General features: G+C 72.0%; 12 protein-coding genes. 8 read left to right on the top strand and 4 right to left on the bottom strand.

Annotation, left to right across the window (positions count from 1 at the left end; translation table 11 throughout):
• Positions 1 to 5: 5 nt before the first annotated feature.
• Positions 6 to 977 carry a LacI family DNA-binding transcriptional regulator gene (locus IO39_RS03410; protein ID WP_043615559.1) on the bottom strand — a complete coding sequence of 324 codons (972 nt, stop codon included), beginning with the start codon at positions 975 to 977 and terminating at the stop codon, positions 6 to 8.
• Between the two features lie 276 nt (positions 978 to 1,253).
• Positions 1,254 to 3,401 (bottom strand): transglycosylase domain-containing protein, encoded by a 2,148-nt coding sequence (locus IO39_RS03415; RefSeq protein ID WP_043615560.1) that lies wholly within the window; start codon positions 3,399 to 3,401, stop codon positions 1,254 to 1,256.
• 316 nt (positions 3,402 to 3,717) lie between these two features.
• Between IO39_RS03415 and IO39_RS03420 the strand changes: the two genes are divergently transcribed.
• Genes IO39_RS03420 through IO39_RS03435 form a run of 4 tightly spaced genes read left to right on the top strand, consistent with a single transcriptional unit; the run spans position 3,718 to position 7,253 of the window.
• Positions 3,718 to 5,085 (top strand): hypothetical protein, encoded by a 1,368-nt coding sequence (locus IO39_RS03420; RefSeq protein ID WP_043615563.1) that lies wholly within the window; start codon positions 3,718 to 3,720, stop codon positions 5,083 to 5,085.
• Positions 5,082 to 6,200 (top strand): hypothetical protein, encoded by a 1,119-nt coding sequence (locus tag IO39_RS03425; protein ID WP_043615566.1) that lies wholly within the window; start codon positions 5,082 to 5,084, stop codon positions 6,198 to 6,200. Before IO39_RS03420 ends, IO39_RS03425 begins: the two co-directional genes overlap by 4 nt.
• 37 nt (positions 6,201 to 6,237) lie before the next feature.
• Entirely contained in the window at positions 6,238 to 6,777 is a 540-nt protein-coding gene (locus IO39_RS03430; RefSeq protein WP_063765202.1) for a MarR family winged helix-turn-helix transcriptional regulator, read from the top strand.
• The gene (locus tag IO39_RS03435) at positions 6,747 to 7,253 is read left to right on the top strand and encodes an STAS domain-containing protein (RefSeq protein WP_084772177.1); all 507 of its coding nucleotides are present in this window, start codon (positions 6,747 to 6,749) and stop codon (positions 7,251 to 7,253) included. Before IO39_RS03430 ends, IO39_RS03435 begins: the two co-directional genes overlap by 31 nt.
• A gap of 3 nt (positions 7,254 to 7,256) precedes the next feature.
• Here the strand turns inward: IO39_RS03435 and IO39_RS03440 are convergent, their stop codons facing one another.
• Complete coding sequence (locus tag IO39_RS03440) at positions 7,257 to 8,663, bottom strand: dihydrolipoyl dehydrogenase family protein (protein WP_043615572.1); 1,407 nt, start codon at positions 8,661 to 8,663, stop codon at positions 7,257 to 7,259.
• Positions 8,664 to 8,859: 196 nt separating this feature from the next.
• Between IO39_RS03440 and IO39_RS03445 the strand changes: the two genes are divergently transcribed.
• The 4 genes from IO39_RS03445 (at position 8,860) to IO39_RS03460 (ending at position 12,888) form a co-directional block, all read left to right on the top strand.
• Positions 8,860 to 9,492, top strand: a complete 633-nt coding sequence (locus tag IO39_RS03445; RefSeq protein WP_043615575.1) for a hypothetical protein — start codon at positions 8,860 to 8,862, stop codon at positions 9,490 to 9,492.
• Positions 9,493 to 9,767: 275 nt separating this feature from the next.
• The gene (locus IO39_RS03450) at positions 9,768 to 10,370 is read left to right on the top strand and encodes a class F sortase (protein WP_084772179.1); all 603 of its coding nucleotides are present in this window, start codon (positions 9,768 to 9,770) and stop codon (positions 10,368 to 10,370) included.
• Positions 10,371 to 10,586: 216 nt separating this feature from the next.
• On the top strand, positions 10,587 to 11,705 hold the full coding sequence (locus tag IO39_RS03455; protein ID WP_043615578.1) for a sialidase family protein: 1,119 nt from the start codon (positions 10,587 to 10,589) through the stop codon (positions 11,703 to 11,705).
• Positions 11,706 to 11,763: 58 nt separating this feature from the next.
• Positions 11,764 to 12,888 carry an endo alpha-1,4 polygalactosaminidase gene (locus tag IO39_RS03460; RefSeq protein WP_157547851.1) on the top strand — a complete coding sequence of 375 codons (1,125 nt, stop codon included), beginning with the start codon at positions 11,764 to 11,766 and terminating at the stop codon, positions 12,886 to 12,888.
• Here the strand turns inward: IO39_RS03460 and IO39_RS03465 are convergent, their stop codons facing one another.
• Positions 12,889 to 14,757 (bottom strand): CheR family methyltransferase, encoded by a 1,869-nt coding sequence (locus tag IO39_RS03465; protein ID WP_043615582.1) that lies wholly within the window; start codon positions 14,755 to 14,757, stop codon positions 12,889 to 12,891.
• Between the last annotated feature and the right edge of the window lie 9 nt (positions 14,758 to 14,766).

Raw genomic sequence — 14,766 nt, forward strand, 5'->3', positions numbered from 1 at the left:
CAGGCTCAAGCCGACTCACGGACGACCAGTTCCGTGGGGAGTACGGGGTCGATGCCCGCGGCGCCCGTCAGCAGCAGCCGGGTGGCCACTGTGGCGAGCTCCTCGACGGGCTGGCGGATGGTGGTCAGGGCGGGGACGGTGTGCCGGGCGACCGGGGCGTCGTCGAACCCGATCACCGCCACGTCGGCGGGCACCTTGCGGCCCGCCCTGCGCAGGGCCTGGATCGCGCCGGCCGCCATCAGGTCGGAGGCGACGAAGACGGCGTCCAGGCCGGGGGCGTGGCGTAACAACCACTGCATGGCGTGGGTGCCCGAGGCGGCGGTGAAGTCGCCGTAGGCCACGGGCACGTCGGGAGCGCCCGCCGCCTGGAGGGTGCGGATCAGCCCCTCCAGCCGGTCGCGGGCGCCGGGTAAGGAGGGCGGGCCGCCGATGGCGGCGACGTTGCGGCGGCCGGAGAGGAGGAAGTGCTCGGCCGCCTGGCGGCCGCCGTCGAGGTTGTCGACGTCGGCGAACGGCAGCTTGAGGTCGTGCGGCGGGCGGCCGATGTTGCGGACCGGCACGCCGGAGGTGGATAACTTGATCGCCAGGGGGTGACGCTCTCTGGCGCCCACGATCAGCACGGCGCCCGACAGGGCCGGCAGCGTGGACGAGGTCGGGGTGACGGTGGTCACCATGAGGTGGGTGCCGTGCTCTGCGATCACGGCGCCCGCGGCGGACAGGAGCCTGGCGTAGTAGGGCTCGGAGAAAAGCCGGGGCAGGTGGTCACAGATTACGGCTGTGACGCCGTCGGCCATGGTCTTGGCGGCCGTTCCCCGGGGTGCGCGTTGTCGGACGTATCCCATCCGGGACACGGCGTCGTAGACTTGGCGGCGGGTCGAGGTACTGACCCGCACCGAGCCCGTGAGGACTCGAGATGCGGTCGCGGGGGAAACCCCTGCAGCGGCCGCCACCTGTGCCAGTGTGGGCTGCTCGGTCATGGAGCACCTCGCGGAAAGATCCTGGGAGCGCTCCCACGTTACCAATGTTTCGCCGCTGTTAATAGAGCCTTTGCACGGAGTGCGTCCGACTGTGCGGACGCACTCCGAATTTGCTCAGCTTAGAGGCGGTGGTAACCCTCAGAGGTTTCTGTGCCGGGTGTGGATCACGCCATATCGGCATGACCGTTTTGTCTTATCCGACAATCAGGAAAACCCTCCTACCCGGATTCGGATGAAGCCGGCGAGGCCGGCTCCAGCCGGCTGGAGCCGACCCGATCAGCCGAAGTCGGCGATGTCGACGTCCTCCAGCGGCCCGTCGCCGGCGTCACCGCCGTCGCCGCCCGGCTCCGGCCGCTCCTGCCGCACGGGCGCGCAGCCCGAGCCGCAGCCGCCGAAGCGGGACTGGTTGACCGGGGTGAAGTCGGTCGCCGGGGTGCCCTTCAGGGCCGCGATCATGGTGTCCTTCCAGATCGGGCCGGGGATCGAGGCGCCGAAGACCGACGGGTAGTACCTGCCGCCGATGGTGACGTTGTTCAGCTTGTGGTTCTGCGCGCCGCGCGGGTCGCCGATGCTGACCGCCCCCGCCAGGTCGGGGGTGAACCCGGCGAACCAGGCCGTGGCCTGCGCGTCCGTGGTGCCGGTCTTGCCCGCCGCGGGCCGGCCGATGCCGCCCACCCCGCGCATCGTGCCCTTGGTGAACACGCCGGACAGAATGTTCGCCGCCGCGTCGGCGACCTCCGGGTCCAGCGCCTGCTTGCACTTGGGCTCGTAGGTCTTCACCTTGCCGTCGCGGTCGGTGATCTTCGTGATCGCCATCGGCGCGCAGTACTTGCCGCGCGCGCCGATCGAGGCGTAGGCGTTGGCCACGGTCACCGGGTCCATCTCGTTGGTGCCGAGGGTGAACGTGGAGTACTCCTGCAGCGGCAGGCCGTCGGAGCGCTTGATGCCCAGCGACTTGGCGGTCTTGACCGTGTCACACAGGCCGACCTTCTCCTCCAGCTTCATGAAGAAGGTGTTGACCGAGCCCCACGTGCCGGTGGCCAGCGACTTGAAGCCGCCGCCGCCCTCGTCGTTGGTGACGGTGTGGCTGGGGTCGCCGATGTTCTCGCCCTTGCAGTTCTTGAACGTGGAGTAGTACGGCGCCCGGTAACCGCTGCCCACGCTGAACCCGTCGTTGATCTTCATGCCCTCCGCGAGGGCCGTGACCAGCGTGAACGTCTTGAACGTCGAGCCGGCCTGGAAGCCGGTGCCGCCGCCGTGCGCGGCGTCCGCCACGACGTTGTACGACATCTCCTTCTTGCGCTTGTTGGTGCCGTACTCGCGGCTGGCGGCCATCGCCTTGATCGCGCCCGTGCCCGGCTCCACCAGCGCCTCGGAGGCGACCGGGTTGTCCGAGGCGTGCACGTGCTTCTTGATGGCCCGCTCGGCGGCGCGCTGCATCTTCGGGTCGAGCGTGGTCTGGATCGTCAGGCCGCCCCGGTCGAGGAGCTGCTCCCTGGCCTTGGCCGTCTTGCCGAAGATCGGGTTGCGGAGCACCTCGTTGCGGACGTACACGCAGAAGTACGGATACTTGCTGGCCGAGCAGCCGCCCGGGATCGGCACGCCCTTGTAACCGAGCTTCTTCGCCTTGGCCTCGGCGGCCTGCTCGGGCGTGATCTTCTCCAGCTCGGCCATCCGGTCCAGCACCACGTTGCGCCGGTTCAGCAGCTTCGTGCGCTGGGCCTTGCCCAGGTTGGGGTCGGTGGCGTTGGGGTCCTGCACCGCGCCCGCCAGCGTCGCCGCCTGCGCCAGGTCCAGCTCCGACGCGCTGACCCCGAAGAAGCGCTTGGCCGCCGCCTCCACCCCGTAGGCGCCGGCGCCGAAGTAGGCGATGTTGAGGTACTTCTCCAGGATCTCGTCCTTGGTGTACTTGTCCTCCACCGCCATCGCGTAGCGCAGTTCCCGCAGCTTACGCGCGTAGCTGGCCTCCAGGGCCGCGTTCTTCTCCTTCTCGGTGGTGGCGGAGTTGAGCAGCACCTGCTTGACGTACTGCTGGGTGATCGAGGAGCCGCCCTGGGCGATGCCGCCGGAGGAGAGGTTCTTGGCCAGGGCCCGGATGGTGCCCTCGATGTCGATCGCGCCGTGCTCGTAGAAGCGGTAGTCCTCGATCGAGATGATGGCCGTCTTCATGATCTCGGCCATCTGGTCGAGCTTGACGTTCTCGCGGTACTCCTCGTAGAACCAGGCGATCTCGTTGCCCTTGGCGTCGACCACCGTCGTCCGCTCGGCCAGCGGGGGCTCCTTGAGCTCCTCAGGTTTGATCCCGAGGTCCTCCGATGCCGAGACGAACATCGCTCCGGTGCCCCCGACCGCGGGCAGTGCGATGGCCGCGGCCACGACACCGGCCGCCGCCGCTGCCGCCGTCAGGCGCGCGAGGCTCGACATACGGGAACCCATGGTGGTAAACCCCTCCCCATCCTGGCATTAAGGTGCATCCTAAACCCGGGCATGACAGCCCCATGTAAAAACTTGGACGCCTGTTGGGGCGCGAATGTTGCGACTACGCCGGGGTTTTTCTGCATTTTTCGGGGCTCATAGCCGGGTTCGTGCAGCCTGAGGGTGCTGTGAGAGTGGTCACCTTCTCGGGCGGGCGTGATTGCGTCAGGCGACGGCAAAGAAGCGCGTGGCCCGGAGGGGCGGCGCGGGCCGGTCTGGCAACCTCTACCAGGGCATTTCTTCCTGGCCTGGGTGGAGGGGCGTTATGGGGCGCGTCGGGGATGGCGGGCAGGTCGATCGGCTGGTCGCCGCCGCTCGGAGCCGGCGGGCCGGCAACGCCTTCGACCACGCCTTCGACGGCGTCCCCGGTGGCGGCTCCGGCCGCGCCTCGGGCGACGCCTTCGACGGCTTCGACGGCGTCCCCGGTGGCTCCGGTGGCTCGGGTGGGTTCGTCGTGGCGGAGGCGTACGACGAGGATCTGCGGGTCGTGGCGCGGACGCTGCTCGTGGCCGAGGCGGTCTGCGGGCTGCTGCCGGCCCGGCTGGTCGCGCTGACCAGGCCCGAGTGGCGGCCGCTGGCCGAGGCGCTCGGCGCGTCCTGGGACCACGGGCCCTGGCCGGAAAGGAGCGCGTACGACGCGGCCGCCGCGCTCGTCACCAGCCGGGCCGAGCGGGACGTGACCAGATCGGCCCCCGTCGTGCACGTGCACGGGACGGGGACGCTTCGGGCGTACGCGCTCTTTCCGGACCAGGGGCCGTGCTCGATCGGGGAGGAGCTGCCCGCCAGGATCGGCGCGTTCTTCGAGCGGCACGTCTGGCCGCACCGCGACCTGCTGCGGGCCGGCGCCGACCGGGTGGCGCGGCGCGCAGGGAGCGGCTACCAGGTCCGTACGGACACCGAGCGCCGCCAGCTCCGCCACCACGGCTGCGCCCGCCTCGGCCTCGACCCCGACCGGCCCACGATCGTCGTGTTCGGCCACGCGCCCGAGCGGGACGCGGAGCTGTTCGGCACGACGGTGGAGTTCGCCGCCTCCGAGGAGCGCGCGAACTGGTTGTTCCTGGACCCCGTCCCCACCGGCGAGCCCGGCACGCCCGCGGAAGGCCATGCCCTCCCCGTCCCTGAGCACGGGCGGATCAGGCGGGTGGGGCGGGGGACGTCGGCCAGCATCCTGTGGAGCATGGCCGACGCCTGCGTGGCGTTCGGCGAGAGCGACCTGCCCGCCTTCGGCGTCCCCGTCATCCAGGCCGGCTGGTCGGAGGGCCGCGCCTGCGGCGCCACGCACGTGCCCGGCTCGCCGCACGAGCACCGCCTGCTGCTGGAGGAGGCCATCGCCCGGCACGCCAAGGGCGAGTCGCTGCTCGGCCCGGAGCAGCGCGAGCGGGCCCGGCTGTGGCTCTGGCTGCGCCACTGCGGCGCGGACGTGCCCAGCTCGCTCCTGCCCCACTGGGAGCACGGCGACGACTACGCCCGGGCGCTGGCCGTCGGCCTGCGGCACGCCGAATGCGACGGCGATCCCCTGTACAGCGCGGTCGGCCGCATGTGGGAGCGGCGCGAACCCGTGCTCACCCGCTTCGACTTCCACCACCCGGCCGGGCCGGCCATCACACTCACCCCGTCGAGGAGCACCAGATGAGCAGCTCAGAACCCGCCGCACACCCGACGAGCGGCCCCGGCCCCGCCACCCTCCCGGCCGGCGACCCGGCCGCCCATGCGACCGGCGGTCCGGGTGCCCCCGCGACCGGCGGCGCGCCGATCCGTCCGGCCGGGAGCGTCAGCGAGCTGGACCCGGTGGTCCTTCCCGCCATCCCGCCCGCGCACCTGACCAGCGGCCGGGTCCCCACGTTGCAGGTGACCGACCGGCTCCATCGCGGGAGCCAGATCGTGGGCAGGTTCGAGACGTCGGGGCTGGCCGGGTTCAAGGTGGCGGCGCAGGGGCGGGCGCTGCGGGTGCAGGTGTCGTTGTCGGCCGACGACCGCTCGGTGAGCGGCTGGCACACCGGGCGTACCGAGGCGAGCCCGCTGCCCCGCCTCGTGCAGATCCGCTCGCAGGGACGGCTGCGCCAGTGCGTGCTGCTGCGCGGCAGGAAGGCACACGCCAGGGTGGCCTTCGACCTGTCGCCCGAGGAGATCCCCGACGACGGCCTCATCTGCGTCGAGGCGCTGGACATCACCGAGGGCGACGGCGTCTGCGAGGAGGTGCGCCGCGCGGTGGCGGGCCGGGTCGCGCCGGACGGGGTGGCCGGAATACGGCTGGACAAGGTCGTGTTCGAGGAGCCGCCGCGCAGCGACTACGACCCCGACACGCTCGACGGGTCCCGCTGCGAGCTGTACTCGCTGATCAGCGCGGGCGGCCTGGCCAACGTCAACCGGCAGGGCCCGCGCGCGCTGCGCTCCGGCATGTTCCTGGTCAACCCGGTGCTGAAGGACAGGTTCGGGTCGAGCGGCCGCATCACGCTCAGGCTCGGCACCAAGGCCGAGGCGGTGAGCGTGATCCCCGCGACGTGGCGGCGGGTCAACAGCGAGCTGCGCTGGTTGCGGCACGCCACCAGGAAGCTGCTGCACTCCGCCGCGCCGTCGGTGCAGCGGGTGCTCAGCGTCAGGGACGGGGACATGGGGGAGGTGCGGCAGCGCGTGCTGGGCAACATCACGGAGCTGGAGCTGCCCAGCCCCTCGGGCTCCCCGCTGCTGGTCCTGCTGGCGCCCTGCCCGGACGCCGTGCCGACCCTGGAGTCCGGCACGTCCCACTGACGGCGGGCGCCGGCACGGACGCATAGGATGCGGGGTCATGGGTGACGCCATCGACCGGATCATCGAGCAGTGGCGCCGCGAACGGCCCGACCTCGACCTGTCGTCCATGGCCGTCTTCGGCAGGCTCGCCCAGCTCACCCGGCTGATCATGCCGCAGGTGGACCGGGTCTTCACCAAGCGCGGCCTGCGGCAGGGCGAGTTCGACGTGCTGGCCGCGCTGCGGCGGGCGGGGCCGCCGTACACATTGATCCCCTCCGAGCTGTCGGAGGTGCTGATGATGTCGCGGGCCGGCATGACCAACCGGCTCGACCGGCTGGAGGCCGCCGGCCTCGTCGAGCGCAGCCTCGACCCGGCCGACCGGCGCAGCTTCCGCGTCAAGCTGACCGAGGAGGGCCTGCGGGTCATCGACGACGCGCTCACCGAGCACGCCGCCAACCTGGCCCGCCTGGCCTCCCCGCTCACCTCCGAGGAGATGGAGACCCTCGCCGCGCTCATGCGCAAGCTGGCCGGAGGTCCTCTTGGTAATCCCGGGGACGCCGGTGCTCAATGGACCCGGAAAATCAGCGATCAACTGTGATAACGCCGCTCAGCGGGCAGTGGTTCACTGTGGGCAGGAGCGGTTTGCGAATCGAGACGACCCGGCATCTTTCATGCACGGTCATGCGCGCCAGCGGCGTGCTCGACCACGCCGGCCGGGTCCGGTTCAGCGCCCGCATCAACGCCGTGTGGGAGTGGTCGCCGGGGCCCGTCCTCGTGTTCGACCTGGCCGACCTCGACTTCTACGACTCGTCGGTCATCGGGGTGCTCGCCACGGCGATGCAGCGGATGGAGGAGGAGGGCGGCGGCCGGATCTTCGTGGTCCGGCCCTCCGGCCACCTGCTGTCGGTGCTGCGGCTGACGGACCTGCTGTCGCGCGTGGAGCTGCGTGACAGCGTCGAGGAGACGGTGGCGGAGCTGATGCTGCAGTCGGGGGAACGCGGCGGTCCCGGCCGCACCGAGACCGCGCCACCGCCCCGGTCCCTGCTCCCCCGCACGGACGTCGCCCGCGGCTGATTCTCAGAGGCCGTAGGCCTCCAGCAGGCGCAGCCACACCTCGCTGACCGTCGGGAACGACGGCACCGCGTGCCAGAGCCGGTCGAGCGGCACCTCGGCGGTGACCGCGATCGTGGCCGCGTGCAGCAGCTCGGCCGCCCCCGGCGCCGCGAACGTGACGCCCAGCAGCACCTTCCTGTCCTCGTCCACGACCGCCCTGGCCCGGCCGACGTAGCCGTCGCCCAGTAGGTACGCCCCGGTGACCGCGCCCATGTCGTAGTCCACGACCCGGACCCGGAAGCCGTCCGCGCGCGCCGCCTCCTCCGTCCGGCCGACGGCGCAGATCTGCGGGTCGGTGAAGACGACCTGGGGAGCCCCGTAGCCGTCCGCCAGGTCGCGCATCGCGGGCAGCTCGTCCCCCCGCGCCCGGGCGGCGATCACGTCACCGCACACCCTGGCCTGGTACTTGCCCATGTGCGTGAGCAGCGCCCGCCCGTTGACGTCGCCCGCGGCGTACAGCCAGCCCTCGGCGACCCCGGTGGCCCGCATGCTGTCGTCGACCTCGATCGGCCCGTGGTCGGACAGGCCCACCGTGTCGAGCCCGAGGTCGCGGGTCGCGGGCCGGCGGCCGGTCGCCACCAGCAGCTCGTCGGCCTCCAGCGGCGGGCCCTCCGACAGGTGCACCGTCACCTTCCCGCCCGGCTCGGGCCGCTCGACCCTGACCACGTCGGTGGAGGTGCGCACGTCGATCCCCGCCTCGGCGAACGACTTCGCCAGCAGCTCGCCGGCGAACGGCTCCATGCGGTTGAGCAGGCCGCCACCGCGCACCAGGACGGTGGTCCGGCGCGCGCCCAGCCCGTGCATGGCCTGGGCCATCTCGCAGGCGACCACGCCGCCGCCGATCACGACCAGCCGCTCGGGGATCGACCTGGCGGCCGTCACCTCGTGGCTGGTCCAGGGGGCGGCCTCGGCCAGCCCCGGGGTGGGCGGGATGGCCGCGGTGCTGCCCGTGGCCAGCACGACGGCCTGGCGGGCGGTCAGCACGCGCTCGCCGCCGTCCTGCGTGGTCACGCGTACGCGCTTGGGGCCGTCGAGGCGGCCGCGGCCGCGTACGAACTCGACCGGCACGCCCTCGATCCACCGCACCTGGCTGGAGTCGTCATAGTGGGACACGGCCTCGTCGCGCCTGGCCAGCACCGCGGCCGCGTCGATCGGCCCGAGCGAGAGGCCGGGCACCCGGGCCACCTCGCCCGCCAGGTCGATGGGGCGCAGCAGCGCCTTGCTCGGCACGCACGCCCAGTAGGAGCACTCGCCCCCGGCGAGCCGCTCCTCGACGATCGCCGCCGTCAGGCCGCCGCGCACCACCCGGTCCGCGACGTTCTCACCGACGGGGCCCGCCCCGATCACGATGACGTCGAACTCGTCAGCCACCCCACGCCTCCACCCGCACTCGTCCGACTATGGGAAAGATGCTTTCACGCTCGGTCGGCGCATACCGCCGGGGGGTGGTGAAGCGGGCGCCGCCGCCGGGGGTGAGAGTCCTTTCATGTCACCCTCATATTGGTCCAACCCCTCGCCTACACCCTGAAATCGCCACGGAAACCCGCGGCCGATTTCGGGAGGTCACATGGATCAGGCAGTACGGCGGGGGCTGCTCGCCATCGCGCTCACCCTGGGGGTGGGGGCCACCGGCGCCGTCCTCACGACGACGACGGCCCAGGCGGCCCCACCGGCGGGAGTGCAGTCCGCCACCCAGGCGCACGACGATGACGACGACGACGCTCTTCGCGGCGGCGTGGACGCCGGGCTGGGCGGGGCGTCGCGCGACGACGACGATGATGATGACGGCGCTCCTCGGGGCGGCGTGGACACCGGGGTAGGTGGCGCGGTCTCGCGTGACGACGACGATGACGACGACGGCGGTGCTCCTCGCGGTGGGGTCGACACCGGGCTGGGCGGGGCGTCGCGCGACGACGACGATGACGATGACGGTGCTCCTCGCGGTGGGGTCGACACCGGGCTGGGTGGGACGGCCGGCGCCGGCGCCGCTGGAGACGGAGCCGCGGTGAGCGCGGCCGCCGCCGGGGAGGCCGCCGTCGGGGAGGTCGCCAAGGTGAGCGACGCCACGGTGGGTGAGTCCGCCGGGAGCGGGGCCGATGACGGGGGGATGCCTCCGCTGGTGCCGCTGAGCCTGGCGGGTGCCGCGCTGGCCGCCGCCGGTGGCTACTGGGTCCGGCGCACGTTCTTCGCGGGCGGCTGACCGTGCGACGCATGCTTCTGGCAGTCGCCACCTGCACCGCGCTCACCGCCACGGCCTGCGCCGCCGGCGACAGCGGTGGGACTGCCACCACGAAGGCGTCCGGCTCCTCGTCCGTCGCCGGCCCATCGACTCCGGCAGCCCCCCGGACACTCACGCCACAACCCCTGGAGAACCACACGAAAGCACCCCTGACCAGGACAGGCCGGGCGGCGTTACCCGGGACCGGCGAAAGCCGGGCAGGGGCGTCGGCACGAGCCTGGCAAGGTCGCGCAGGGATGGTGTGGCCAGGGGAAGAGCGGGCGGCGGTGGTGCGGCGCGGGGAAGAGCGGGCGGCGGCGGTGGTGCGGCGCGGGGAAGGCCGGGCGGCGGCGGTGGTGCCGGCCGGGGAGAGCCGGGCGGCGGCCGTGCGGGTTGCCGGAGGTGGGGTGCGGGCGGCCGGTGATGTGGCCGCGCCCGTGCGGTTGCGCATTCCGGCCATCGGGCTGTCCACCCGGGTGATCCCGCTGCGGCTCGACCGGAAGGGACGGCTCGTCGCGCCCACCGTGTTCGACCGGGTGGGCTGGAACAAGGCGGGGCCGGAGCCGGGTGAGAAGGGGGTGGCGGTGATCGCGGGTCACGTCGACTCCAAGACCGGCCCGGCGGTGTTCTACCGCCTGCCCCGGCTCCGCAAGGGCGACCGGGTGCACGTCGATCGGGCCGACGGCAGCACGGTCACGTTCACGGTCGGCCGCCTGGCCCGCTATCCGAAGAGCCGCATCCCGAACAAGGAGGTCTACGGTCCGGGACGGGGCGCCGAGCTGCGGCTGATCACCTGCGGCGGCACGTTCGACCGCGCCCGCGGCGGCTACCGCGACAACGTGATCGTCTTCGCCCGCTGAGCCGGCACCCGGGCGGGATCGTGTCCGTCCGTTGTGCCGGGAGCCGGGCGAGGACGCCGTTCATCCGATGAGCCGGCGTCCGGAGGGGGCGTGCCGCCGAGGGGGAGACCCCTCGGCGGCACGGTCCCGTGCGGGCTGTTCCCGGCGGAGGTCTCATTCGTCTCCGCGTACGGTTCGCGTCGGGGTCCGTTAACCCGGGGGTCGTAGCGTGCGCGCATGGCGGATCGTTACCCGACGTCGGTTCCGTACCGGCGAGCGATGGACGGCTATCACACCTATCGGATCCCGGCGGCGGTGGTGACGGGCGCCGGGACGGTGCTGGCCTTCGCGGAGGGGCGGCGCGGCTCGGCCTCCGACTCCGGCCACATCGACCTGGTGCTCAAACGATCGTCCGACGGCGGCAGGACGTGGGGCGAGTTGCAGGTCGTGGCCACGGAGCCGCGCCGGGGCACGGCGGGCAACCCGGCGCCCATGGTGCTGGACGACGGCAGGATCGTGCTGGTCTTCGTCCGGCAGGGCCCGTCGGCGACCGAGGAGAAGATCAGGCGCGGCCAGGTGGCGGCGGCGGACGGGCGGCGGGTGTTCGTCACGGTCAGCGCGGACGACGGGGTCACCTGGTCGGAGCCCCGCGAGATCACCGCGAGCGTGAAGCGCCCCGAGTGGCGCTGGTACGCGACCACGCCGGGGCACGCGCTCGTCCTGCGGCACGGCCCGCACGCCGGACGCCTGCTGGTCCCCGCCAACCACTCGCTGCCCCCGGCCGGCCAGGACAACGGCACCGAGGGCAAGTACAACGGCGGCCACTGCCTGCTGAGCGACGACGGCGGGCAGACCTGGCGCATCGGGTACGTCGACGACAACCCCGACGGCTACGTCAACGTCAACGAGACCACGGGCGCCGAGCTGCCCGGCGGGCGCGTCTACCTCAACACCCGCACCGACTCCACCGCCCCCGGCACCAGGGCGGACGCCTGCTCGGCCGACGGCGGCCAGACGCTGGAGCTGCCCTTCCGCCCGCAGGCCGGGCTGGTCGGCCCGGTGGTGGAGGGCAGCGTGTTGTGGTGCGACGCGCCGGACGTGCTGCTGTTCTCCGGCCCGGCGGCCCCCGACGCGCGGGCCCTGATGACGGTGCGCGCCAGCCACGACCAGGGCCTCACCTGGCGGCCGGCGCACACGGTGTCCGGGCTGCCCGCCGCCTACTCCGACCTGGTGCGGGTGGATGGGGAGACGGTGGGCCTGCTGTACGAGACGGGGAACTTCGGCCCGTACGAGAGCATCGCCTTCCGCCGGATCCCCGTCGCCGAGCTGGCCGCCCCGGAGCATCCCGCAGGTTGACAGTGCCCGGCCGGGGCCGGTTATCTGATCGCCCGTGTTACCTAAATATGGGGGCGATGTGGGCGTTATCCGGAGGGTTCTCGCGCGTTCGGCGGCCGTGGCGGCGGCACTGGCCCTGACACCGGCGGCGGCGGTGACCACGGCGGGCCCGGCCACCGCACAGTCGGCCACCGCACAGTCGGCCGCCACACAGGAGAGCGCCGCGCGGGCGAGCACCGCACAGGCGAGCGCCGCACAGTCGGCCGCCACACAGGCGAGCGCCGCACAGCCGAGTGCCGCCAGGAGCGCCGTGGGGAGCGCGGCCAAGGATGCGGCCGAGAGCGCGGCCGAAGGTGCGGCGTTGTGGCGTCCGCCGCTCCAGAGCCGCTGGCAGTACCAGCTGGAGGGCAACCCCCAGCACGCCGCCACCGGCGGCATCGACGTCGACGTCTGCGCCGTCCCGCACACCGGCGGCGCCTGCGTCCGGCCGACGGTGTTCGACATCGACCTCTACGTGGACAGCGAGCTGGCGGGGAACAACTCCACGGTCAACACCGCCGCCGTCAAGGCGATCCACGCCCGCGGGGCCAAGGCGATCTGCTACGTGGACGCCGGCTCGATCGAGGACTTCCGGCCCGACTACCGGCAGTTCCTCGACTGGCACAAGAGCCACGGCGGCTCCCTGCTCGGCAAGCCGTTCAGCGCGGACTTCCCGAACGAGCGGTGGGCCAACATCAACAACGACCGGGGCCAGCGCGACTTCCTGCTGAAGATGATGGCGGCCCGGGTGGACAAGTGCGCGCGGGCGGGGTTCGACGGGGTCGAGTTCGACGTCGTCAACGCCTACGAGGAGGGCAAGAAGGTCACCGGCTGGACGGTCAGCGCCGCGACCCAGCTCGCCTACAACCGGGCCCTGGCGAAGCTGGCCCACGACAGGGGCCTGTCGGTCGCGCTCAAGAACGACACCGGCCAGGCCGCCGAGCTCGTCTCCAGCTTCGACTACGCGGTCAACGAGTCGTGCTTCCAGTGGGACGAGTGTGCCGAGCTGGACGTCTTCGTCAAGGCCGGCAAGCCGGTCTTCCACGTCGAGTACGCCACCGCCCCGGCGAGCTTCTGCTCCCGGGCGAACAAGCTGGGCTTCAACTCGATCAAGAAGCCGGCCGACCTCTCCCTGCGGGACAAGCCGTTCAAGCCGTGCAGGTGATCAGGGCGCGGCCGGCGGCTCGGGGCCGAGCACGTTCATCACCATGATCAGACCGCGCACGCTGTGGTTCTCCGTGCGCAGGTGTGACAGCCGCACGTTCAGCGGGGTCGGCCGCCCTCTGCGGTTGACCGCGTCGAGCACCAGCCCCGCCACGCCCGCCGACGGGTCGGACCCGTCGGCGAGCGAGCCGCGCAGGCGGGGCAGGAGCCGCTCCAGCGGCAGGCCGATGTCGAGGCCGGCGAGCGGAGCGCCGATGGCCTCGTCGGAGCGCACCCCCCACAGCTCCTCGGCCCCCGGGCTCCACACGACCACTCGCAGGTCGCCGTCGAGCACGATGACGGCGTCGCCGAGGCTGCGCACCACCGAGGAGACGAACGTGTTGACCTCGTCGAGCTCGATCGTGCGGGACGTGAGGGCGTCGTTGATGTGCTGCAGCTCGTCGTTGGTGGACTGGAGCTCCTCGTTCATCGTCTCCAGTTCCTCGTTGGTGGACTGGAGCTCCTCGTTGGTGGTCTCCAGTTCCTCGTTGGTGGACTGGAGCTCCTCGTTGGTGGTCTCCAGCTCCTCGTTGAGCGACTGCAGCTCCTCGTAGGCCTGTTCGAGCTGCCTGTTGGCCTGTTCGAGCTCGTCTCTGAGCCTGCGGTAGCGGGTGACGTCGTGGAAGTGGATGCCGATGCCGACGAGGTTGCCCGAGGCGAGCAGGGGCACGACGGAGACGTCGAAGATGCCGGCCTCCGGGGTGCCGACGCGGTGCCAGACCACCTCCTGCAACTCGACGGGGCGCAGCTCGTGACGGACCTGCTCGATGATCGAGCGCAGCTCCACGGGGCGGTAGGAGACCTCCAGGTCCTGGAAGGGGCGGCCGACGTCGCGGGGGTTGAGGTTGAACAGGGCCTCGGCCTTGGCGTTGGCCAGCGCCAGGTTGCCCGGGACGTCCACCACGAGCTGGGCCACGGGGCCGGCGGCGAGCGCCACGGACGCCAGCGTGGGCAGGCGCAGGGCCAGGTCGGTGGCGCCGCCGCCGACCGACCACGGCGCCCGGTAGCCCTGGCCGGCGGGCCTGACCTTCCTGAACAGCCGCATGCGCAGGTCCACCGGCTCGAACGTGTCGCTGTGGTTCAGCAGCATCTCCGCCTTGCCCAGGAACAGGAAGCCGGGGTCGGACAGCGCGAAGTGGAAGCGCCGGACGATGTTGAGCTGCGTCTCGGTGTTGAAGTACATCAGCGTGTTGCGGGCCAGCAGCAGGTCGACGCGGGAGATGGGGGCGTCGTGGGTGAGGTCGTTGCGCCCGAAGATGAGCTGGCGGCGCAGGTCGCGGCGGAAGGCGTGGCCGTCGTCCACCGGCTCGAAGTACGTCTCGCGCAGGTCGGGCGGCACGTCGTCGAGCGCCCTGCCGGAGTAGACGCCGGTCCTGGCGACCTGCAGCGCCTTCTCGTCGAGGTCGGTGCCGTAGATCTTCACCCGCTCGCGGAACCCGTCGAGGCCGAGCTCCTCGGCCAGCACCATGGCGATGCTGTACGCCTCCTCGCCGCTGGCGCAGCCCGCGCTCCACACGCGGATGGGCCGGCCGTCGGACTTCTGGTCGAGCAGGGCCGGGATCACGAGTTCGCGCAGGCGTTGCCACGCGGACGGATCCCTGAAGAAACCGGTGACGTTGATCAGGAGGCTGTCGAAGAGCCTGCCGAACTCCTCCGGCTCCAGCTCCAGCAGGTCGCGGTATTCGCCGTAGTCGCGCAGTTTCAGCGCTTCGAGCCGGCGGGCGATCCGCCGGACCAAGGTGTTGCGCTTGTATCCCGTGAAGTCGAACCCGCGGGTCTCCTTGAGGAGAAGGAGGAGGTCGTCGAACTCACGCTCATCCTCTGTCGTCACAAGCGAAGA

Source organism: Nonomuraea candida (genome assembly GCF_000725485.1).
Classification (GTDB): Bacteria; Actinomycetota; Actinomycetes; order Streptosporangiales; family Streptosporangiaceae; genus Nonomuraea; species Nonomuraea candida.